The following is a 22751-nucleotide window of genomic DNA, read 5'->3' on the forward strand; positions in this document are numbered from 1 at the left end:
GTATAAAAATTCAATTGCAAAGATTTGCTTCTATTTTTTATGTTTTTCAATTGTGCTTCAAAATTGCACATCTAAAAATCCTGACCTACTAGCTCAACATAATTTGGGGTTTGAAGTCTGGACTAATAAATCGGATTTATCAGATGGTTGGAGTACCTGGGGAGATAAAAAGGTAGAAATCGACTCTACATTTTCTTATGAAGGGAAATATTCGGGCAAAATTTCATCAATTTCGGATAAAGAGTCTTTTGGTGGAATAGTTTATAAAATCCCAATAAAAGGCATAATAGGTGACAGTGTTCGATTGGAGGGGAAAATCCGATTTGAAAATATTTCAGAGGGTTTTGTTAGTTTAATCCTTAGAGTTGAAGATAATGGAAATACCATATACTTTGAAAATCTTCAAGACCTAAATCTGAACGGAACTAAAGATTGGAGCACTTATCGAATTACATTACCACTTGGATTTGGAAAAGATAATTTAACAATAGCAGGTATTATACAAGGAAAAGGAACAGCTTGGTTTGATGACTTTATGGTTGAGATAGATGGTAAGGATATCAATAACTTCGAAATACCTAATTTAAGACCAGAAATTTTTGAATCGGATTCTATTTTTGATAAAGGATCTGAAATTATTTTGAGCCAGATCACGGACCAACAAATTAACAACTTGGCAATCACTGCCAAAATATGGTCTTTCCTTAAGTACTATCATCCCGAGGTGAATGCAGGTAAGTTTAATTGGGATTATGAGTTATTTAGGGTTTTACCTGAAATACTTAAAGCAAAAAATGATAAACAGAGAGACCAATCCTTTTTAAAATGGATCAAAAATTTAGGTGCCGTGCCGACATGTGGCCCTTGCGTTGAAGTATCTCCTGACTCTTTTTCTATTGGGAATTTTGATTGGGTTGAGCAGGAAAATATTTCAAATGAGTTGAAAACGGCTTTAAAATGGATTTTTAAAAATAGAACCAGTGAGGAAAAATTTTATGTCGGACCAGCAGAATATGGTCCTGCCCCTGTCTTTACAAATGAGTTAGATTACAAACAGTTTGCATACCCTGATGATGGGTTTAGATTACTTGCCCTTTTTAGATATTGGGGAGTTATTGAATACTTCTTTCCTTACAAACATCTTATGGATGAAGATTGGAATATTGTCTTAAAAACATTTATCCCTATTTTTCTAAATGCCAAAAATGCTCTCGAATATGAATTGGCTTTGCTTCAATTAATCACTATGATTAATGATAGCCATGCAAGTTTGAATACAAGATTGATTGATCGAGAGCTCCGTGGAGACTATTACCCACCATTCAAAGTGGATTTTATTGAAAATAATTTAGTTGTAACCCAGCCATTGGTGGATAGCTTATCCCATCTAAGTGGTACAGTGGTCAGCCATTTCAATGGCAAAGAAATCCATAGTATTGTGGACAGTATAAGACCATTTTTTCCAGCCTCTAATGAAGCTGCACTGAAAAGAGATATGGCTTGGCAAATTCTTAGGAGTAAAACGAAATCATCAACTATCACTTTTAAAAAAAAGGGATTAGCAACTATGGATTTTATTCATGCTAATTCATTCAACTCGATTTATTCGAATAAAAATCCAGATCCAGAGTCATTTAAAATGCTAACTCCTAATATTGCTTACTTGAATATCAAAAAATTAACTCCTACTGAGTTAGCGTCTGCTTTTGAGAAAATTCAGTCAACAAATGGGCTTATCATCGATTTAAGGACTTATCCTGAACATACCTTGGTCTATGATCTTGGAGCATTCCTAGTCAAAACTCCCAAGGGATTTGTCAAAGGGAGTTTGCCCCAATATAATACACCAGGAAAATTCTATTTTACACAAATACTACAAATTAATCCTAACCCAACAGCCTTTTACTTGGGTAAGGTCATTCTTCTAGTAGACGAAAACACTCAAAGTGCTCCTGAATTTCATGCAATGGGGCTTCAGGTTGGAGAAAACGTAATGACAATAGGTAGTCAAACGGCAGGAGCAGATGGAAATGTTGCAACTATTAAAATTCCAGGCGGCTATTCAACTTTTTTCTCAGGAGTAGGAATCTATTACCCTGATGGAACAGAAACCCAAAGAGTCGGAATCAAAATAGACTTAGAGGTAAAACCTACCATCCAAGGTGTCAAAGAAGGTAGAGACGAAGTACTGGAAAAAGCGATTGAACTCTTAAAAAAATAAAATTATGATAAAATGGTTCCTTTAGCAACTAATTAATATTAACATCAAAAAAAACAAGCACAGGATTTCCTTCAATTTCATATGAATCGATGACATTTCGAACTTTTTCATTTGTTAAGTTTTGATCAGTAATTTTACCTTCCAAATCTAATTTTTTAAGATTGTTTAATACCGGATCTGGTCCCCTCATAATAAACCTGTTTCCAGAAACCCCAATTATTTCACCTACCAAGCCAAAATTAATCTCGCTAGAAAGGTTACCAAATGATATATAATCCTCTGACAATAAGGATACAAAACAATGAAACAACCGTCCCCCCTTCTGTCCTTGTATAAATAAAACCTCGTTAGTAGCAAAAATATTCCTAAAGCCTATAAACAAATTTTTATCTATAGCATAATTTGTGGCTTGTAACTGATCACTTTTAAACCTCTTTAAATAGTTTTGTGGAATTGATTCACCGTCAATCAGTATCTCATACGACCTTAGAAATGAAGAATCAGTTACTTTAAATATTTCATTGGAAAAATTTTGATACAAAAAAATACCTTGGTCATTTTTGGACATATAGTTAGTAGAACTGTAGGAATTGTTTCTTCGATCTTTCTCTTGAAATAGATATTGATATTTCCTTTCTAAAAAAACACTATCCCAGATCACTACATTAAATTGATTAGTTTTATCATAAGCATCATTTAAATGCCCCACCCAATTACCATTTAATGATTCAAATTCATTGATATAATTCTTATTTGTATCAAGAACCCCTATTAAATTACCATTTAAATCGTAAGTAAATACAGATGATGAAGGATTAGTTAAGACCAGAATTTCGTCCTCCTGAATAAAAAAATCTGAAATGCCATTATATTTCCCAGGACCATCACCAAAATCATCGATTTTTGAAATAAATTTCCCGCTAAAATCAAACAAAAAAATGGCTTTTTGAATTCTACTAAAAATAGCTATCAAATTCTCATTAGTTTCAATTTTTGTAATTTCAGCAATCAAACCATTTGAGTTTGATTCCAAAACAACGTAATCTAAATTTTTTCCAATATCCTCAAATTTCTTTTCAGTAGATGTTAACTGTAATCTTCTAAAGTCCTTTGCATCAACCAAATCTTCATCATAATCTGGTTTGGAGCATGAACCAAATAAGACAAAAATAAAGGAGAGCATAGTAAATGTTTTCCCAAAGCAAAATTTAGTGGTTTTCATATTTTCACCCAATTTTGATGAAGTAAAAGGAGCAAGACACGCCCAAGTTACAACGAATAATAAAACACCCTACTCAACTTAAAAATTCAACTGAAGTTGAACCATTAACGATCTTGCGGGCAGCCAGGTATTAGCATCGGCTACACCTGAAGCGTAGTATGCATAAAATGTCTCCACATGGTCGTCAACATTCCAAACAGGCCTCCCATGTAGGCGTGGCTCTGGGTCCGCACCTGAAAATCGGGTGAGGTAAAACAAATTGTTTCCAATCACAGACAGTTTGCTATTAATCTTAGTACGTCCGAAGGTGAGGTCAAAACTTAGTGAGACAGATAAATATTGAAGGTTAAGAAAACTGGAATTTTCTACAAAATACGAATTGAAGGTATTTTGGTCTGTCAAACCTAGATTCACTAATTCTTGGGAACTCCTAACCCTATTTAATGCGAAAAAGTTGATATTTCCATAGCGATAATTCGTTTCATGGGCCAAGACATGGCCAAATACCCCCCTGAAAAAGGCATCCATAGACCATTTTCCAAAGCTTAATCCATGATTCCATCCCATCCACCAACGAGGAATCACCCTTCCTGTAGGTCTGTATGCATCTTGCCAATTGGTACCACTTGGGTTTTGATTGAATACCCAATGCCCTGTATTTCGATCAATTCGCTGAAATTCTAGCGCACGTACTGTCCCAAGGGCCTCCCCTGTGCGGAGCGTATTGAATTGGAAATAGGGATTACCCCCAACTTGGCGGCTTACGCCAACATCTCTTCCCTCCCAAGAGACTAGATCAGCGTCCAAATTTGTCCATTCGGAATGCATCCAAGTAAGATTCAACCCGGATTGATACTTGAACCTTTTCCGCTCTATCAACTTTAAAAGCCAATAAGATTCAAAACCATAGTTTTCTATGGATGCAAAATTTTGGTAAGAAAAAGATACAAAGGATTGCCCTTGAGAATCGAAAATGACCTCATCAGGAACCAAAGCCATATGGCCTTATGCTTGATTTCGGAAGATGGTATTTCGTGCCACAACCTTTCCCTTGGCAAAAACTGTTTTAAAAAAAGAACTTTAAATTTCTCCATTGAAGGCTTCCCTTAACCCAAAAATCATTTCGAATGGATGAATCAAATCCAAGTGACATCGGCACGGACGAAATCTTATCCGTCGGATTCAGCCCTTGGCCCCAAAGATATCACACCTCATCCAAAGTCCCGTAAGGATGAACAACACTACACTTAATATCTGTCATGCCTGCATTCTGAAGGAAGGCTTTTGTCATTATGCTCGGAAAATACTCCTTAACCACCTAAACCTTGCTTTTTTTTCCTCAACCTCTGCATAGCGGAATCCAATTAGATATTTAGGTAAAAAAGGTGGAAATATGGTAAAATGGCTAGGTGACAAGGAAAACCTAAGAATATCTTTCCCCCCTGACTTTTCCTGATACAAAGCCAGCTTTTTTTGAGGAATATCATTGATATCAGCTGTAAAAGCTATGATTAGGTACCCAGGAACAGCTAACATGTTTTCGCCTGAGACATCAATAATATTCAACCCATCTTTTAGGTTATCTAATACAATAGTTTTTGAAGTCAGTTCATTTAATCCATTTAAGGACATGTTCTTAGAAAACTCTGGCTTATCATCTGTACTGAATACCCTCATGTATAGTTTATCAGGAAAGTCTGTACCCTTGAAAAAATGAAAGCTGATATCGTTAAGCTTAATCATTTTTTTCAACCTGAACGCATTACCATGAAATTCTCCACTACTATTCAGTTTCATCATCATTGGTAGAAAACCTTCATTTTTATCAATAGAGCCATACAGTTTCAATCCATCCGAATGCTCATTCCAATTGATTTCCCCTTCTTTAAGTGGCACTACTTCTACTTCACCTAATTCAAAAATCCGCTCCTCCAATTTTATCAATTGTGCATCTTTTGTACTTTGGAGGTAAATATTTTGATAATGATAAGCAGATGCGCTTACATGAACATATAGAGAATCAATATATTCAGTCAATTGTATTTTAAAATTTCCATCATTATCAGAAATGGCACCAAGATTTAGATAATCAATTGCCCTAATTGTAGCAAAAGAAATCCCCTTTCCGGTTTGACTGTCTAATATTTGACCGGAAATAACATGTTGAGCTTCACTAGTTCTAATTCCCAACAAAAACACAAATAAAAAACAAATAACTTTCATGGTTTCTCAAGGTTTTCGACAACACTTTTGAAATAATTAAAATGGTTTATACCAGATTTAACAGCTCCGTAGTTCAAATAGGTTCCTTCGCTATGATGATAAAACACAATATGGGGAAGTAAAACCAAATTCTTAAAATCATCTTTATTTTGAATAACGAAAAATCCTTTTATTTCTGGATACCGCCGCTTAAGGTCTAATAAATAATTATTGTTAGTATTTAATCCTAAAATGTATTTATCTACAGAAATATCCCATTCTAAGAATTTGTTAAGTTCTCTATCCAAACAAGAATGACATGTATCTCCTGGGAGTAAAAAAATCAAAGCATCACCTTCAATAAAGTAATTTAGATTTCTATAACTAACGAAGTCATGCACCTGAATCTTATTCAAATTGAATTTTGCTCCTAATCTCCATGATTCAATCAAGCTGCTCATGACTTCTTCATATATCATTCTTTCTTCCTGAATTGAGGACCTTGAACATGCCGCCACAGTAATTAAGCAAAGCAAAATCAAATTGCGAATAATCAATTTGTAAATATTCATTTCAAATAGAATTTAAATAAAAACAACTTTTCTTTAAAATCTGGAAATTCAACATCAGCTGCATTTTGTCCCAAAACCTTAGATATCAATTCATAATCAACTTTGGACAAATACCCCACACCGTAATAAAAACCATCCCCTGAGCCATAAGGCACAGGTACATTTACTTCACTAAATAATTCATTCCATGAAATTGAAACATTGTCTCTGAAATCTGATTTATTGACTCTTGCTAGGCCATGATTTTCTATTCCACGGTGGTAAAGGAAAAAATAATGTTCACCATACTCCATTCCATTGAAAGTACAGCACTTTTTTTCAGACTCTTGGATATATGCATTTACTTCATAAATGTCAGTTGTTTTGAGCATCTTGGAAGGAATCCCTTCCCCGTCGAATAATACCTGGAATAAAGGCATGAATTCATCATTACTGTCATCATAACGTACAAGTTTGTCTTCCAAGGAGAGGTGAAAAATACGGGAATGACTGTTGAAAAACCTAGGTTCCATTGAGAATGGAATGATAGGAAATTTTGTGTATAATATAGGTTCTAGTTTACCTTCTATTTTCTTGAAGGCTAACACATAACCATCTGGTTCTTTGATTAGATCATCGGGAAACAACAATAATCCTTTACCCTTTTTCAAATGGGCAATATTGCTGTAATATTTATCAAGCTTTTCTGATCCTATAAAATTGAAATTAGAATCATAATAAACTAATTTTAATAAGGATCGATCCAAAATCAACATTTCATTCCTAGCATCATCAACGCTAAAAATGTAGGGACTATTAAACCCTTCAGGGGCATCATTAACAGAATTAATCTCGGCAATAAAATTTCCTTGAAGATCAAATTTTACAATCTTCTTACCCTGAAACTCATCCATTAAATAAATGTAATCCCTAACAATTTTGTAAGAATCGATATTTCCTATCCAAAATTCTTCATCGCTAAACTTTAGCTCAAAAAAATCAATTTCCCGAAAGAAATCCTTAAAGTTCATTTTAGAATTTTCCTCTGTGAGCTCAACTTTTTCAAACTCAATTTGCTGAGTTACTTTCCAGCAAGAGTTTAAAAATATGACCATTATAGAAAGTAAAATCAAGTTTCTAATTTTCATGATCTTAATTTTTTGTCCACCAATACCCTAAAATTTAAAATTACTTTCAATTTAGGTTTAAAACAAAGTAGGATATCTCGTCAGGGATATCCTACAAAACCTAAACAAAATATTTACTTTACTATAATTGGACATCTAATGATGATACAATCATGGCCAGGCTTATCTTTACAACCCGATAAACTAAATAATTTATTTTTTGATTCTGGTTTGTGGAAAGGTTCAGTGCAACCACCTGCCATAACATTTCCAATCGTAAACACCCCTACATTAAGTAGAAAGAATGTTAAAAGAGATAAAATAAGTTTGTTTTTCATAATTGAATAAATTTTGTTGTGAAAATTGATTTTCTAACCTGGGAACAATACAAATTTACCCCCCCCCACAACAAAATTTAGTTAAACTAGATTAAAAAAGAACTTCAACTAGTTGAATAAATCATAGTTTTCTTTCAGCTTTTAATTTCGAAATATATTGGGGAGTGACGTTGAAGAAGGTAGCCAGATGTTTTTGGGGAATTCTTATCCATAATGCTGGATAACCCTGTTTAAAGCTTTCCCATTTTTCAAGAAACAACTTCTTCCCATTGATCAATTTCCATTGGAGGTTATATTGGTATTTTAACATGGAGATTTCTTTGAAAACCTCCAGCAAAAGCCGGGGCTCCAAGTCCCACTCTTGGAAAAAAACCATTGAAAAGCTTATTATTTTACTGTCTTCCAATGCTTCAACTGTAAATGAAGACCTGAGGTGAGCTCCAAAATAAAATCCCGTCAAATAATAATTACCTTCAAAAATAAACGAATTGGTAAACTCACCCTCCCCTTCTTGATGATACTCCCTCAAAATCCCAGATTCCACGAAAAACAAATGTGTTAATTTCTGTCCTTGTGAAACCAACAACTGTCCTTTTTTTACTTCGATTACATCCATCCATCGGTCCACATGATCATTTGAGAACCTTTTTAAAACAAAATCAAAACTTTTCATAAAAATCAATTTAAAAACAAAACTAATATATGAAAATTAGTTGAAACCAAAAATTCATAGTCTTACCAAATCTTAATACAGCCAAACATTTATCTATTACTAAAGAGGACACCTCTTTACAGATAAAATTTATCATTGCTTATCCCAGAAACTCTTACATGACTAACTCATTAATTCTTAGCAAGTTTCTCACATTAACGATTTGAAACCAAATTTTCTTCTTACCTTTGCACCTTAATTCAATTTTACAATGCAGAATATTCGGAATATCGCGATTATCGCACACGTTGACCACGGTAAGACCACCCTGGTGGACAAAATTATCCACGCTTCTAAAATCTTCCGTGAAAACCAACAATTTGACGATTTAATCCTGGATAACAACGACTTGGAAAGAGAAAGAGGAATTACCATTCTTTCCAAAAACGTATCCGTTCGATATAAAGACCATAAAATCAATATCATCGACACACCTGGTCACGCCGATTTCGGTGGTGAAGTAGAGCGTGTATTGAAAATGGCCGATGGAGTTATCCTGTTGGTGGATGCTTTCGAAGGTCCTATGCCTCAAACCCGTTTCGTTTTGGGTAAAGCCTTGAATCTTGGCTTGACTCCTATCGTAGTAGTCAACAAAGTGGATAAGCCAAACTGTCGCCCAGATGAAGTTCATGAGGCTGTATTTGACCTGATGTTCAACTTGGATGCGACTGAAGAGCAGTTGGAATTTCAAACTTTATATGGTTCTGCTAAGCAAAACTGGATGGGACCAGATTGGCAAAACCCAACTGATTCTATCCTTCCACTATTGGATGCTATCATTGAACATATCCCAGCACCAAAAATTGACGAAGGTTCATTGCAAATGCAAATCACTTCCTTGGACTACTCCTCATTCGTGGGACGTATCGCCATTGGAAGAGTAAAAAGAGGAACCATCACAGAAAATGCTCAATTAACCTTGTGCAAGGCAGATGGGGTTTTCAAAAAAGTTCGCGTAAAAGAGTTGCATGTTTTTGAAGGTTTAGGTAAAAACAAAGTTTCAGAAGTACATGCAGGAGATATTTGTGCAGTAACAGGAATTGAGGATTTCGAAATCGGTGACACCATTGCCGCTTTAGAGAATCCGGAGCCATTGCCAAGGATTGCCATTGATGAGCCTACCATGAATATGCTCTTCACCATCAACAACTCTCCTTTCTTCGGTAAAGAAGGTAAGTTTGTGACTTCCCGTCACATCAGAGACCGTTTGATGAAAGAAATGGAGAAAAACTTGGCCTTACGTGTGGAATCAACTGATTCTGAAGATAAGTTCATTGTTTACGGTAGAGGTATTCTTCACTTGTCGGTTTTAATTGAGACCATGAGAAGAGAAGGCTATGAACTGCAAGTAGGCCAGCCTCAGGTAATTTTTAAAGAAATCGACGGTGTACAGTGCGAGCCAATCGAAACTTTGGTAGTAGATGTACCTGAAGAAACTGCCGGTAAGGTAATCGAATTGGCTACTCAAAGAAAAGGTGAATTACTCATCATGGAGCCAAAAGGCGATTTACAACACTTAGAGTTTAAGATCCCATCCAGAGGTTTGATCGGTTTGAGAAACAACGTATTGACTGCTACTCAAGGGGAAGCAATCATGAACCACAGATTCTCCGCCTACGAACCTTTCAAAGGAAATATCCCAGGTAGAATTAATGGTTCCTTGATTTCCATGGAAGGTGGACAATGTACCGCTTATGCGATTGACAAATTACAGGATAGAGGTGTATTCTTTATCGAGCCAGGAGATGATTTGTATACAGGTCAGGTAATCGGTGAACATTCCCGTGACAATGACTTGGTGGTAAATGTTCAAAAGGGCAAGAAATTGACCAACATGCGTGCTTCCGGTTCTGATGACAACACCAGAATCGCTCCTCCAAAAAGATTCTCTTTGGAAGAAGCCATGGAATACATCCAAAAAGATGAATACTTGGAAATCACTCCTAAATCCATCCGAATGAGAAAAATCTACTTGGATGAGAATGAGAGAGCGAGAATGGCGAAGAAAGATTCTTGATAGAGGCGAGAAATTAGAAGCGAGAGCTTAGACAATTAGTCGATAGATAATTATCGTATAGCGATTGAAATATGCTTCGCGAAATAATTGAAATAAGCCTTCGGCGAAATAGTTAGATACAGGTAAAAGTTTAGATTTCTCTTAAAATAAATTTCACGTAAATATCAAACAGACCCCAGAAGTTGGAAGACATTTGGGGTCTTTTTTTTGATCTATAGGATTTCAAGGAATCCTAAAGATTTTGCCACCAAAGTGTACAATTTCAGAAATTAAAGTGGTAAGCATTCTGGTAGCTAGGGGCGTAGCCCTGGAATCTTCGTAGAAATTCATATCAAGAGGAAAACAGAGGCGCGTAGCGCTGATATCTTTTTAAGCCGTTAAGATTTTAGGTAAGATTGGATATTAAATTCATAAGCAAACTATAAATCTTAGAATACAAGCTCAAAAAGACCTCAAAGGTTAGCAAACTCCTTAACCTTTGAGATTTCAAAGAACCTCAAAGGTATTTCAAGGTACAAGGAAAAGAACCTCTCAATTACTCAAACTTATAAATATCCAAGACAACCTCATCCTCGCTAAGGCCTTCATAAAAAGAATTCGTTCGGGAAAGGTAGAGCCCTTCTTTACCTACAAATGAATTGTAAGGTTTATGAATCTTGCCAGGAAACCTCTTTTCAGTGAGGAAATTAAAGTCTTTATCCAATACTATGATGCTGAAATCATTTTTGACTTGAGGAAACTGTTCCTCCAGATCCGAATCATCAACTTCTCGACCAATAGTTACAAATCGGTAGTAAACATCCCTGTAAGCATCATAGATCAAAGAACTATAAGTTGTCTGAGATACTTTTTCTCTGATTTCGACGTCTTTAGGTGCACCCGAAGTAGCAGAATACTTAAGCGGCTTGGCAAATTCACTTTTAGCATGCACTGATTTTACCTGATTCCAATCTTTATCAAAAATCAACAAAGAATCCAACGCAGACCAAGAATAAACCCATAAATCCCCATTTCTGATTCTTGAATAGTTCCCCAAAGCCATGGGCCACACTTTACCATAATAAAATTCAGGAACTGTAATCTTATCAATTCTCACAACTTCATTAGTTAGCAAATCCACTTGGACGGCTGGACGAAATGATTTCATTTCTTCATCGGAATTCAAAAACCCATTCAGCGTCATGTCTGAAAAATATAAATTTCCAGCTTCATAGATGGTCATATTATTAGCTCTTGAATAATGGTTGACCAAACTTTTCATCATTTCCTGGGGATTACTCCTATCCATTTTTTGCGGACTAAACTGAGTGATTACTTCCCCTTGACTATTTACTAAGGTAGTACCATTCAATAGCATTTGGTTAAACAAAAAAACCGAATCAGCATTATGGTAAAAGAAACCATATAATGGACGTATAGGGAACTTTTCATTTCTCTCAATTACTGTCCTTTTAATCATTTCTCCTGATTCCAGATCATAATAATCTAAAGAGAAATTCACCCTATTCAACACTAAAAGTAACTCCTCCCCTTCTTCTTGGATTACCTGAAACTCAGTAAAGTCAAAATTGGAAACGGAGTCAATTGCTAGTTTCAATTGTCCCAAATGAGTAAAACTATTGTTAAAGGACACTTTTTCCAAAGAAGTCTCTTTCTTTGTACAGGCCCAGATGCAAACGCATAAGAAAATAGGTAGCAACAAATGTTTATTCATAATTTTAAGTTGTCTGAAAGAAATAAAACTAACTAAATATTTTTTCAATTACAAATTTAAAAATCGCCCCTTTGAAGAATTTCTCACCAGCTAAATCAAATTTATCTGATGAATCCACCAGAAAAAATCCTCAAAGTGGATGAAAAATACAACCAACTCTTACGTTATTCGTGTTATTAGTGGATTAAATGAATTACTATGAAGAAAGTTACACTATTAACATTTGTATGCTTAGCGTCATTTACTTTTATCACTCAAGCCCAATCAGATAAAATTATCCTAAATGGAGAAGTCAAAAATGTAATCGTAGAGGAAGTTGGAACTAACCATGTCAAATACAAATATCCTGATGAAAACGCTTCTTACACCATAAGTAAACATAGAGTTGAAAGAATAATTTTTGCATCTGGAAGAGAGGAAGTTTTTGAATCGCCATTCAAACCTGTAAGTTCGGTAAATGATTATGAAAATGTATTTCTCTCCTATCAGCCGCAGGATGTGGATGGGTTAAAACCCTTGGGACAAGTATTTTCTAAAGCCAAAGGAGTTACTACTTTAGCAAGCATCAATAATGTCAATAATCGGGCTGTCAGAAAGGTTAAAATGGAGGCAGCAATGCTTGGGGCTAATGTAGTGCTCGTAGGAAACACCTTTCAGCGAGGAAATCAATACGGAAATGAAAACGTACCTGGAAATGCTACAATGACAAGTATTTCAGGCACCGCCTATACCACAAATTCCAGTAATTATAATTTAGATGAAGTTCGGGTCTTTTTGGAGAACTACGAATATGTGCTATTTCAAACTGATCAATTCAATAGAAATGACTTTGACAAAAAATCAAAGCTTCATGAACTATACGACCAAAAATTCAACGTGAATCTGTTCAGGTTGGATGATGTTTATGAAAAGGATGGATTCTTGTATGTTAAAAGCCAAAATTTACGAACCAAAACAGGGGATTTGAAAGTATTATTCGCTTATGAGGAACACATCACCTTAATGGAGCAGCACAGAAACACTATTTACAATTACTTCCTACTAAGCGAAAAAGAACCAAGAGTGGTTCAAATGAAAGCAACCAAAGAACTAAGAAGTAAAAAATGAAATTAGACATTTATTTTCACTTTGCACCATTTTAACAAATAAAAAGCCTCCCAAGAAATCTCTTGAGAGGCTAATTCTCTTTAATCGACACTGAATTACTTAACCACTTTTTCAACCACCAAATTATGATTGGTATAAATACAAACATCCGCGGCAATTCCCAGACTTTCACGTACCATCTCCTCAGCACTGAGTTGTGTCGCAAATTTTTTCAAAGCTCGAGCAGCTGATTGCGCATACATACTTCCCGAACCAATTGTAGCGATTTCCATATCCGGTTCAATTACATCCCCTGTTCCAGAGATAATCAAAATATCTTCAGAATCTGCCACAATCATCATCGCTTCCAATCGGCTTAGCATACGGTCCATTCTCCACTCTTTTGCCAACTCCACAGCTGCACGCTTCATATTGTTACCATATGCCCCCAGCTTTTCCTCAAACTTTTCCAACAAGGTAAATGCATCAGCAGTCGAACCTGCAAATCCGGTTACGATTTTACCACCCTGTAATTTTCGTATTTTATTGACAGAACTTTTTGCCACTGTATTGCCCATCGTAGCCTGACCATCCGCTCCGATGACCACTTCTCCATTATGCTTGATCGCAACGACGGTTGTTGATTTAATTTTTTCCATTGTATTTATAGTTGATTCTTTGATTACTATTTTTTTACTAATAAGATATGAAATAACTAATTACTTTATTAAACTAACTTTCACCACGAATGGCTTTCAAAAACAAATTATCTTCAAAAAATCTATAAAAAACCATATCAGTTGGTGCTAAACTTTTTAGAAACTCATTGGTCTGCACAGCTCTACTGATATAGGTATAAACTGACTCCCTGTCTCCATTAACTGCAGCCACCATGGCAAGACCATAGAAACCATAGCCCGAAGAACGGTTCATCTGGGTACTTTCCTCAAAAGCTAAGACAGCATTGGCATAATCACTGACTAAGAAATAGGCCAAACCTTTATTAAACAGGTTTTCTTCATTTTCAGGTGCTTGCTCAAAACGGATCAATGCCAAGCGATAATCTCCATTGACTATATCCAAAGCTCCTCTTAGTGCTTCATTCATGCGAATAAATTCCCGATCTACGCTTCCACTCATCCCCGAAGCCTGAGAAATTGCGATATAGGCTTCAAAGAAGTTTTGGTTTAAAATATAGGCACGACCAAGATTATGAAACACTTGAGGTGTATTTTGAATACCATTCGCCTGCCTAAATACCCGAATGGCAGCGTTTACCAGTTCCCTACGCTTTTGTTGATTGATCTCTCTTTGGGCCTGATTGATATAAACTACACCTAAGTTATTGTAAGCCAGCACTGAGGGATATAATTCAATCAGTTTCTTGTAAATCAGCTCTTTTTCATTCAATCTTACTGCTTTTTCCCCAGCGTAGATCAAATGCTCTTGAGAAAAACCTTCCATAGCACTTCCTTCTGTCAGAAGTTTGAAGACACTCGCAGCTATCTCAGGATTGGAAAATTCATTATTAGCTAAGGTAATACTGACTTTGGCAGCACGTAGTTTGGGAAAAAGATCTCTGGAGACCTTGGCATATTGAGGCAAACGCTTCAAGCTATTCAACTTACTTTCATAGGAATCCGAGGACGTCAATACATCAAAATAACGCTCTTTCAATTTATCATCTATCCCCTGATATTCTGATAATAATAATCTGAAGTCAAACCAGTCATTCTTTCTAAAATTGGTTTCTATAGGATAATTTCTTCCAAGATTTTCAACTCGTAGGCGAAGAGATTGCGCTCTTTTCTCTGCCAAATTATGGTCCCGGGTATCTTCCACCTCCGGTGAATGCAACCCTATAATCCGGATGGATTTTAAAGTTTTTCCACGCTCTCCTCTTTGTAAGAGGTTTTGAAGAGCTGTTGGTAATTGATTAGTTGATAAGCGATCTCGTCCTAACAAAAATTCCACTTCATACGACCTGTTTTCAGTAGAGTTGATCCCAGAGAAGTCCGTCGTCAAATAAACCCCAATTTCAGGAATAGGCTGATCGCTTCTTACTTGCCCCATACGCGTTAGCAAAGGAGCGGTATTCACCCCAACCCCGATTACTTTTGGCGTACCAGTAAACAGTTTGTTTTTTAATTGATATACAGGCTTTACCTGCAGTTCACCTTTTTCCATGCCTGGAAGAAATGGAATCAGGTAATTATTGGAAAACTGGGCCTCCGTGAATGTCTGATTGAAAACTCCATCAAAGGGAATGATTTCTCCTAACCTAAGGGCATTGTCCCCATAAACATATTCTGGGTAAAGAAGAATTCTGGCGTCTTTATTGAGGAATTTAATGGGAATGGCACCTGAAATAGTGAAACGTAGGGAATCCCTATGTAAAGTCAACACTTCAGGAGATACTTTTACCCCATCTAATAATCCATCAATAGATTGAATGCGCGGACTACAAGACGACAAATAAAGAGCAGAAAAAAAAGTAACTAACAGAATTTTATAACTTTTAACCATTTGATTCACAAATAAATTGCGCATATGAAATGTATTTTATTTAATTTGCAGATATAACCAACACCACCAACTATTATGAACAAAATTAAACTCTTTTTCGAAGAAAGCGCTTTCGGCGTTTGTAGCAAGTTAGGTGAGAAACTTAACTTTCCTATTGACAGTATCCGTTTGTTTTTTATTTATAGCTCATTCATTACCTTGGGCTCTCCGATTATTGTCTATGTCAGCATGGCGATGCTCATGAAAATGCGGAAATACCTTCGCAAAATGAATAATCCGGTGTTATTTGATTAATCCCGAATGGAATTTTCGGATTCGTAGACCATAATAATGCCAAAGTATAGAATAAGGCCTATTTTTCTTCCATACTAATTTGCTACCCCCAGAAATCAACGGCTTCATATTGAGTATCCGGTAATCTCTATGGGCTTTTAAAACCGCTTTGGCAAAGCCAAATTGTCCTTTGAGTAGAAACACAGCTACTGCCAATAGGTCTAAAACTATCCGGTGTGTCCATACCCACCAAAACTCCAATCCCTGGAGATTTTTTCGGTTCATGAGCAGACTATTTCGGAAATTCAGATAAACTTTTGTGCTATTACTCCGGGAAAGTGTTCCTCCTCCAAAATGGTAGACTTGAACAGCCCCGTTGTAAAAAGGTTGTTTTCCAGCATTTCTCCAACGCCAACAAAGATCAATCTCTTCCATATGGGCAAAGAATGCACCATCGAAACCATTGAAACCAAAAAAGTCTTTTGCTCTGACAGCCATGCAAGCCCCCGAAGTCCAATCAACAGGAATCACATCATTGTATTGACTGGCATCCTCTTCTATTAATTCTAATATTCTCCCCCTACAGAAAGGATACCCAAGACTATCTAAAAACCCCCCTCCCGCTCCTGCATAATCAAATTTGGTAGGCGTTATTGCAGAAAGAATTTTGGGCTGTACACTTACTGCCGTAGGATTGTTCTCCAACCAAGAAATCAGTACCTGATCCCAATTAGGCGTAACTTCCACATCAGAATTCAATAATATAAAGTACTCGTATTCACCTCTCAATTCCTCCAAAACAAGATTATATCCTTGGGCAAATCCATGGTTTTTTTCCAGTAAAATGAGTTGTATGGAAGGGTAATGTTCTTGAAGAAACCTAACTGAGTCATCTTTACTCGCATTGTCAGCGATAATGATTGGAAAAGAAGAATACTTAACAACAGAAGGAAGATACTTTTCCAAGACCTCCCTTCCGTTGTAATTCAATATGACAATAGCTGCGTGTTGCATCAAAACATATTTCCAAAATCCATTCCTGGAATATTGGGAATCATACCTTCAGTAGCAGCCTTCATTTCGTTTTTGATCTTGCCCTCGATTTCTTCCATAGCCTTGTTAGTCGCAGCCACTATCAAATCGCTGAGCATTTCTTTGTCATTTGGATTGATAAGGGCATCATCCATTTCGATTTTCATCACTTGTCTGTGGCCATTCACCTCCACCTTGACCATTCCTGCACCGGACTCTCCTATAGCACGTAAATGCACCAACTTGGCTTGAGTTTCTTTTATTTTTGCCTGGGCTTCTTTCACCTTGCCCATCATGCTCATCAAATCAAACATAGCTTGTGTGTTTTTCTTACAAAGGTAATTTTTTAATCGATTTTCTTCTAAATCTCCTTCCTGCAATTCTTGATTTCAGCTATCTAAGAATTGAAAAACCGGACACTAGGAAGCGATATTCTTCGTTAATTATGCTAGAACACTGAAAATAAGATGTATTGATCACGATTCCTTAGGCTGCTAAATCCATACACGCACCTTACCGTTCACCCGTTTTTGCTACCACTTATACTGACCATAAAAAAATTAAATACATCAAATGTAACTATTCTCGAAATATTGAAGTAAAAATATAGTATATTGTACAATCTAATAACACTGAAACCTATGAAAACCATCGAAAATATCGAAAAAGAACTTATCACACAGTTAAGATTCTCCAAGAATGAGGTATTGGATAGTGCCGAGGCAATTAAAAAAAGAGAATTTGATTTAAACAGGGCCTTAGCGCTTGGTAATCTACTCAAAAACAAAGTTGACATCACTTTCCAAGACGCAGAACAAAGAACCTATCGCGTGCATACGACGATTTGGGCTGTCGGTTCTGATTTCGTTTGTCTGAAAGCAGATATTTGCATCCCTATTAAAAGTATTGTAGAGATTGAATGATAAAAAGCCTTGTAATGCTAGCATAACGCTGACATGTACAAGGCTTTTTTATAAAAATGGTTTCTTGTGTTATTCTAAAATTTGCTCGATAAGAGCTCCCAATGCTACAGTTTCCTGTTTTCCTGATGCCATATGTTTGATGGTTGCGGTCTGATTGACAAGTTCATCATCCCCTAAAACCAAAACATATGGCACATTTTTTTTATCAGCATAGGTCAATTGCTTTTTGAATTTGGTCACATCCGGGAATAATTCTGAACGAATACCCGCTTCTCGCAAAAGCTGTAATACTTTTAGCCCATATTCAAATCCAGCCTGATCAAAGTGACAGATCAACACCTTTGTTTGGTCCAAGTTCTCCTGCGGAAATAACCCTAATTCATCCATCACGTCATAGATTCGGTCCACCCCAAAAGAAAAACCTACACCCGATACACCATCCAATCCAAAAACACCTGTCAAATTATCGTAACGCCCACCTCCACTGACAGAACCAATCGATACATTGTTTACTTTCACTTCAAAAATAGCCCCTGTGTAATAGGATAAACCTCTCGCAAGCACCACATCTACGTCCAAATGCTCTTGGGATTCTCCATAAATCGTTAATAATCGGGTTACCTCTTCCAATTCCTGTACTCCTTGCAAGCCTACTTCAGAAGTTGATAAGAAGCTTTTCAAGAAAGCTAACTTTTCTTCATTCGAGCCATTTACTCCGATAATGGGCTCCAGTTTTTTTACTGCATCTGCTGAAAAATTACGCTGAGCTAACTCTTCTTGTACTTTTTCCCAACCAATTTTATCTAATTTATCGATTGCCACACATAACTCTCCTTCTCTACCTTGTTCACCGATAACTTCGGACAAGCCCGTTAAAATCTTGCGGTTATTCACTTTAACGCTGTAATCCGAGATACCAAGCTGCGCAAAAACACGCTTAATCATCAATAATATTTCTACTTCACAAAGTAGACTATCCGTCCCTACCACATCCGCATCACACTGATAAAACTCTCGATACCTACCTTTTTGAGGACGGTCTGCTCTCCAGACGGGCTGTATTTGAAAACGTTTGAAAGGAAAGGTGATTTCATTTCTATTCATAACAACGTATCGGGCAAAAGGTACCGTCAAATCGTAACGCAAGCCCTTTTCTGAGACTTTTGGAAGGACATGTGCTGTTCCTTTTTCCAAATCAGTAGCCTCCACATCCTTTAAGTAATTACCCGAATTCAAAATTTTAAACAACAGTTGATCACCCTCATCTCCGTATTTCCCAGTAAGTGTGCTCAAATTCTCCATAGAGGGTGTTTCCAATTGCTGAAACCCAAATAACTTAAAGGTATCCTTAATAGTATCTAGGATAAAATTCCTGCGAGCCATTTGAAGAGGGCCAAAATCACGGGTTCCTTTCGGAAGACTTGGTTTCTGAATCGACATAATTATTTTTAATTTTGCCCAAAGGTAAGTAAAATCAAAATTTTATTTTAATTTTGCGCTTCATTTGGAATCACATAAACAGATAAGACGATGGCTGTTACTACGTTAAAAAGAAAATTGAGAAGAAAAAGACAAGGTCAAAATACAAGAGTTATCAAAATTAAGCAATTGAGCGCTAAGCCGGTAATCAAAAATGTAGACATCGAAGAGTTGAAAAAAAGCTTCGAGGCCTAATCTTGTCCAACAAAAATTCAAGCACTTCCCAAAGGAAGTCAAAATAAAAGGGTTGAATCTGACGATTGAACCCTTTATTTTTTACATCCTCCCTCTCCTACCAAGTTCGACCACTCTTAGGTTTTGAACTTTAGCGTTTGCTATTTCGAATTTCAATAGCGTTCTCACTTGGTGAAACCCTTGGTGTCCAATAGCTCCGGGGTTCATGTACAAGCACTGCAGGTCCTGATCAAATACAACCTTGCAAATATGGGAATGCCCACAAACCAAGACCTTTAATCCTTCTTCTTGGATTAGTTTTTTGACTCCCTTGGCATAGCGTGGGGGATTGCCTGCTATGTGCAACATACCAATTTTCAATCCTTCGATCTCAAAAGAAGTAAACTCCGGATATTCCAATCTTGCAGCTTGATCATCAATGTTACCAGTGATGATTCTATGGGCAGCAGCTGAAGGAAGTAAACTTAATATACGGATATCACCTATGTCTCCCGCATGCCAAATTTCATCTACATCTGCACAGTGTTTGACAATCTGCTCATCCATAAAACCATGCGAATCCGAAATCAATGCTACCCGTACCAATCTGTTTATTTTAAAATGTTTATTTTTGATGTATAAACCAAAACTAGTCCTGACAAATGAAAAAGCAAACAGCCTTCACGAATTTACTTCTTAAATTCACCATAGTCTTAATCGCACTCTTCATGTACAGCTTTCAATCCTATGCTCAGGAGGGGGCAAAAGCACTAGCTCCAGATGCTTTTGAGGCTGCTGCTAAGAAAAAGAAAAAAGCTGTTATACTCGATATTCGCACACCCAATGAAGTAGCAGAGGGGCATATTCAAGATGCTGAATTTATTGACTTTTTAGGAGATGATTTTGAGAAAGGCTTGGAAAGTTTGGATAAAAAGAAAACTTACTACGTTTATTGCAGATCTGCCAAACGTACGATCCCTGCCACAGAAAAAATGAAGGAAATGGGCTTCAAAAAGGTCTACATGTTAGAAGGCGGACTCAATAATTGGGTGAGTTCAGGGAAAGAAATCGTTAAAAAAGAAGAATAAACCCTGTTAGAAGCTTTCTATTTCTTTCATTAATGGCATTTATGCCTTCGTGAAGTTTTGGAATTGAGGGATTACTTTCTATTTTTACGGGCCAAAATATAGATTTTGAAATGAGAGTTATCCAATTTAGAGAAGCATTAAGAGAAGCTATGTCAGAAGAAATGAGACGCGATAAGAACGTGTTTCTCATGGGCGAAGAAGTAGCTGAATATAACGGTGCCTACAAGGTATCCCAAGGTATGTTGGACGAGTTTGGACCGGACAGAGTCTATGACACGCCGATTGCCGAACTTGGATTTGCAGGCCTAGGTGTAGGCGCTGCGATGAACGGATTGAGACCTATCATCGAGTTTATGACTTTCAACTTTTCCTTGGTAGCTATTGACCAAGTGATCAACTCGGCTGCCAAAATGTTGGCAATGTCTGGTGGTGCTTACAGTGTGCCAATCGTATTCCGAGGCCCAACTGGTAACGCCGGGCAATTGGGTGCTACCCACTCTTCCAACTTCGAAAATTGGTTTGCAAACACCCCTGGTCTGAAAGTAGTAGTACCTTCTAATCCGTACGATGCAAAAGGATTATTAAAAGCTTCCATCAGAGATAACGACCCTGTCATCTTCATGGAATCTGAGCTCATGTATTCCGATAAGGGTGAAGTACCTGAAGGAGAATATTTATTACCAATCGGAGTTGCTGATGTCAAAAGAAAAGGTTCAGATGTAACGATCGTATCCTTTGGTAAAATGATGAAAGTAGCCTTGGAAGCAGCAGAGGAATTGGCTAAGGATGGTGTAGAAGCAGAAGTTATTGACTTGAGAACAGTCCGACCAATTGATTATGCAGCAGTGGTAAATTCTGTTAAGAAAACCAACAGATGCGTAGTCGTAGAAGAAGCTAATCCATTGGCTGCAATTTCTTCTGAAATCGCTTACCACTTACAAAGAAATGCTTTCGATTACTTAGACGCTCCTGTGGTTCGTGTCAATTCTATGGATGTTCCGTTAAGTTATGCACCTACCTACATTGACGCAACCATTCCAAATGTGAAGCGTACTTTGGAAGCGGTAAAGCAGGTGATGTACAAATAAAAATATTTTAACAAAAAAGAGGCTGTCAGAAAAACAGCCTCTTTTTTTACTTACAATTTCAATTAAATCCTAACTCTACAATTTTTTGGTGGGAGATTTGAACAGATTCAAAAGGAGTCATTCCATCAAAAGTTTGGTCTTGCTCGACAAAATAATGAACCATTCCTGCCTTGCTTTGATGGGTTAAGATTTCCGCAAAATCTATAGAACCTTGCCCAACCGGTGCAAAACGCTCTTGATCATCCATATCTTTTAAGTGCCAAGCAAGAAATCTTCCAGGGTATTTTTCAAAATAGGCAATAGGGTCTGCCCCAGCTTTCACTGTCCAATACAAGTCAATCTCAAAATTGACATGAGCAGGATCGGTATTATCCAAAATGTAATCTGTTAAAATCAGCCCATCTTCTCTAGGTACAAATTCGAAGTCATGGTTATGATAGAGCAGCTTCAAACCTGCTGCTGTACATTTTTCTCCGATTTTGTTCAAAATCTGAACAAGCTCTTCGGGAGAACCTTTCATCCCCAATCCCTCAGGACCGTAAGTAAACATCCCCATTGGTGGTACCGGAATGACAAAGTAGGTAAAACCAGCGGCTTTTGTAGCAGCAATCAGTTCATCGGCATTTTCCAAGTTAACACCTCCCATATGGGCGCTTTTAGCAGTAAGTCCTATAGATTCCACATAGTCCTTAAATTCTGCAGGCTCCATTCCATAAAATTTCCCATCGGCATATCCCGCTGCCTCAATATAAGCATAGCCTATATCTGCTACTCTTTGCAAGGTAGCCTTGGGGTCCTGACCCATAGCCTCTCTCAACGTATATAGGGCAATACCTCCTCTTTTTGAAGTGCTTTTTTCCATAGTTTCCTCCTCCTCAGCCTTTTCGGCCCCACAGGCCATCATTACTTGTGTACTGATCATTGCGAGTACTAAAATAAACGAATTGATTTTTTTCATAGTCTGATTATTTGGTAATG

Annotated in this window: 23 protein-coding genes; 8 read left to right on the top strand and 15 right to left on the bottom strand. The window is 36.9% G+C overall.

The features are described 5' to 3' along the window. The first annotated feature begins 52 nt into the window (after positions 1 to 52). Complete coding sequence (locus IE080_RS07205; protein WP_189579971.1) at positions 53 to 2221, top strand: S41 family peptidase; 2169 nt, start codon at positions 53 to 55, stop codon at positions 2219 to 2221. A 28-nt stretch (positions 2222 to 2249) separates the two neighbouring features. Here the strand turns inward: IE080_RS07205 and IE080_RS07210 are convergent, their stop codons facing one another. The 7 genes from IE080_RS07210 to IE080_RS07240 form a co-directional block, all read right to left on the bottom strand. Further along, complete coding sequence (locus IE080_RS07210; protein WP_189579974.1) at positions 2250 to 3443, bottom strand: DUF4934 domain-containing protein; 1194 nt, start codon at positions 3441 to 3443, stop codon at positions 2250 to 2252. Between the two features lie 78 nt (positions 3444 to 3521). Beyond that, positions 3522 to 4442: a SusC/RagA family TonB-linked outer membrane protein gene (locus tag IE080_RS07215; protein WP_189579977.1), complete on the bottom strand. Its 921-nt coding sequence runs from the start codon at positions 4440 to 4442 to the stop codon at positions 3522 to 3524. A gap of 291 nt (positions 4443 to 4733) precedes the next feature. After that, on the bottom strand, positions 4734 to 5666 hold the full coding sequence (locus IE080_RS07220) for a carboxypeptidase-like regulatory domain-containing protein (RefSeq protein ID WP_189579980.1): 933 nt from the start codon (positions 5664 to 5666) through the stop codon (positions 4734 to 4736). Further along, positions 5663 to 6217 carry a hypothetical protein gene (locus tag IE080_RS07225; protein ID WP_189579983.1) on the bottom strand — a complete coding sequence of 185 codons (555 nt, stop codon included), beginning with the start codon at positions 6215 to 6217 and terminating at the stop codon, positions 5663 to 5665. The genes IE080_RS07220 and IE080_RS07225 overlap by 4 nt, the downstream gene beginning before the upstream one ends. Next, positions 6214 to 7344, bottom strand: a complete 1131-nt coding sequence (locus IE080_RS07230) for a DUF4934 domain-containing protein (RefSeq protein ID WP_189579985.1) — start codon at positions 7342 to 7344, stop codon at positions 6214 to 6216. Before IE080_RS07230 ends, IE080_RS07225 begins: the two co-directional genes overlap by 4 nt. A gap of 113 nt (positions 7345 to 7457) precedes the next feature. Beyond that, the gene (locus tag IE080_RS07235; RefSeq protein WP_189579987.1) at positions 7458 to 7661 is read right to left on the bottom strand and encodes a hypothetical protein; all 204 of its coding nucleotides are present in this window, start codon (positions 7659 to 7661) and stop codon (positions 7458 to 7460) included. A gap of 121 nt (positions 7662 to 7782) precedes the next feature. After that, the gene (locus tag IE080_RS07240; protein ID WP_189579990.1) at positions 7783 to 8334 is read right to left on the bottom strand and encodes a Crp/Fnr family transcriptional regulator; all 552 of its coding nucleotides are present in this window, start codon (positions 8332 to 8334) and stop codon (positions 7783 to 7785) included. A gap of 250 nt (positions 8335 to 8584) precedes the next feature. Between IE080_RS07240 and typA the strand changes: the two genes are divergently transcribed. After that, complete coding sequence (typA, locus tag IE080_RS07245) at positions 8585 to 10390, top strand: translational GTPase TypA (RefSeq protein ID WP_189579993.1); 1806 nt, start codon at positions 8585 to 8587, stop codon at positions 10388 to 10390. Positions 10391 to 10925: 535 nt separating this feature from the next. On the opposite strand, the gene IE080_RS07250 is transcribed toward typA, so the two are convergent. Next, positions 10926 to 12104: a DUF4221 family protein gene (locus IE080_RS07250; RefSeq protein WP_189579996.1), complete on the bottom strand. Its 1179-nt coding sequence runs from the start codon at positions 12102 to 12104 to the stop codon at positions 10926 to 10928. 198 nt (positions 12105 to 12302) lie between these two features. Between IE080_RS07250 and IE080_RS07255 the strand changes: the two genes are divergently transcribed. After that, complete coding sequence (locus IE080_RS07255; protein ID WP_189579998.1) at positions 12303 to 13211, top strand: hypothetical protein; 909 nt, start codon at positions 12303 to 12305, stop codon at positions 13209 to 13211. A gap of 95 nt (positions 13212 to 13306) precedes the next feature. Here the strand turns inward: IE080_RS07255 and hslV are convergent, their stop codons facing one another. After that, positions 13307 to 13849 (bottom strand): ATP-dependent protease subunit HslV, encoded by a 543-nt coding sequence (gene hslV / locus IE080_RS07260; RefSeq protein ID WP_189580000.1) that lies wholly within the window; start codon positions 13847 to 13849, stop codon positions 13307 to 13309. Positions 13850 to 13922: 73 nt separating this feature from the next. Beyond that, on the bottom strand, positions 13923 to 15740 hold the full coding sequence (locus tag IE080_RS07265) for a tetratricopeptide repeat protein (RefSeq protein ID WP_229800543.1): 1818 nt from the start codon (positions 15738 to 15740) through the stop codon (positions 13923 to 13925). A 51-nt stretch (positions 15741 to 15791) separates the two neighbouring features. On the opposite strand from IE080_RS07265, the gene IE080_RS07270 reads away from it, so the two are divergent. After that, the gene (locus tag IE080_RS07270) at positions 15792 to 16010 is read left to right on the top strand and encodes a PspC domain-containing protein (protein WP_189580003.1); all 219 of its coding nucleotides are present in this window, start codon (positions 15792 to 15794) and stop codon (positions 16008 to 16010) included. Here the strand turns inward: IE080_RS07270 and IE080_RS07275 are convergent. Then, positions 15999 to 17003, bottom strand: a complete 1005-nt coding sequence (locus tag IE080_RS07275) for a glycosyltransferase family 2 protein (RefSeq protein WP_189580006.1) — start codon at positions 17001 to 17003, stop codon at positions 15999 to 16001. The two genes, IE080_RS07270 and IE080_RS07275, sit on opposite strands and share 12 nt — an antisense overlap. Beyond that, positions 17003 to 17335, bottom strand: a complete 333-nt coding sequence (locus IE080_RS07280) for a YbaB/EbfC family nucleoid-associated protein (RefSeq protein ID WP_189580008.1) — start codon at positions 17333 to 17335, stop codon at positions 17003 to 17005. Before IE080_RS07280 ends, IE080_RS07275 begins: the two co-directional genes overlap by 1 nt. 327 nt (positions 17336 to 17662) lie before the next feature. On the opposite strand from IE080_RS07280, the gene IE080_RS07285 reads away from it, so the two are divergent. Next, positions 17663 to 17944, top strand: a complete 282-nt coding sequence (locus IE080_RS07285) for a hypothetical protein (RefSeq protein ID WP_189580011.1) — start codon at positions 17663 to 17665, stop codon at positions 17942 to 17944. A gap of 69 nt (positions 17945 to 18013) precedes the next feature. Here the strand turns inward: IE080_RS07285 and hisS are convergent, their stop codons facing one another. Further along, positions 18014 to 19384: a histidine--tRNA ligase gene (gene hisS, locus IE080_RS07290; RefSeq protein ID WP_189580014.1), complete on the bottom strand. Its 1371-nt coding sequence runs from the start codon at positions 19382 to 19384 to the stop codon at positions 18014 to 18016. Between the two features lie 90 nt (positions 19385 to 19474). Here hisS and IE080_RS07295 point away from each other — a divergent pair, with 90 nt between their 5' ends. Beyond that, positions 19475 to 19618: a hypothetical protein gene (locus tag IE080_RS07295; protein ID WP_189580017.1), complete on the top strand. Its 144-nt coding sequence runs from the start codon at positions 19475 to 19477 to the stop codon at positions 19616 to 19618. 81 nt (positions 19619 to 19699) lie between these two features. On the opposite strand, the gene IE080_RS07300 is transcribed toward IE080_RS07295, so the two are convergent. Further along, positions 19700 to 20203 (bottom strand): metallophosphoesterase family protein, encoded by a 504-nt coding sequence (locus tag IE080_RS07300; RefSeq protein ID WP_189580020.1) that lies wholly within the window; start codon positions 20201 to 20203, stop codon positions 19700 to 19702. 56 nt (positions 20204 to 20259) lie between these two features. Between IE080_RS07300 and IE080_RS07305 the strand changes: the two genes are divergently transcribed. Together IE080_RS07305 and IE080_RS07310 are read left to right on the top strand one after the other, a co-directional pair. After that, entirely contained in the window at positions 20260 to 20685 is a 426-nt protein-coding gene (locus IE080_RS07305; protein ID WP_189580023.1) for a rhodanese-like domain-containing protein, read from the top strand. Between the two features lie 110 nt (positions 20686 to 20795). Next, positions 20796 to 21773, top strand: coding sequence for a pyruvate dehydrogenase complex E1 component subunit beta (locus tag IE080_RS07310; protein WP_189580026.1), 978 nt, complete (start codon positions 20796 to 20798; stop codon positions 21771 to 21773). Positions 21774 to 21831: 58 nt separating this feature from the next. Here IE080_RS07310 and IE080_RS07315 read toward each other — a convergent pair whose 3' ends face one another. After that, complete coding sequence (locus tag IE080_RS07315) at positions 21832 to 22731, bottom strand: sugar phosphate isomerase/epimerase family protein (RefSeq protein ID WP_189580028.1); 900 nt, start codon at positions 22729 to 22731, stop codon at positions 21832 to 21834. Between the last annotated feature and the right edge of the window lie 20 nt (positions 22732 to 22751).

The sequence above is a fragment of the Mongoliitalea lutea genome, assembly GCF_014652135.1.
GTDB classification, from domain to species: domain Bacteria; phylum Bacteroidota; class Bacteroidia; order Cytophagales; family Cyclobacteriaceae; genus Mongoliitalea; species Mongoliitalea lutea.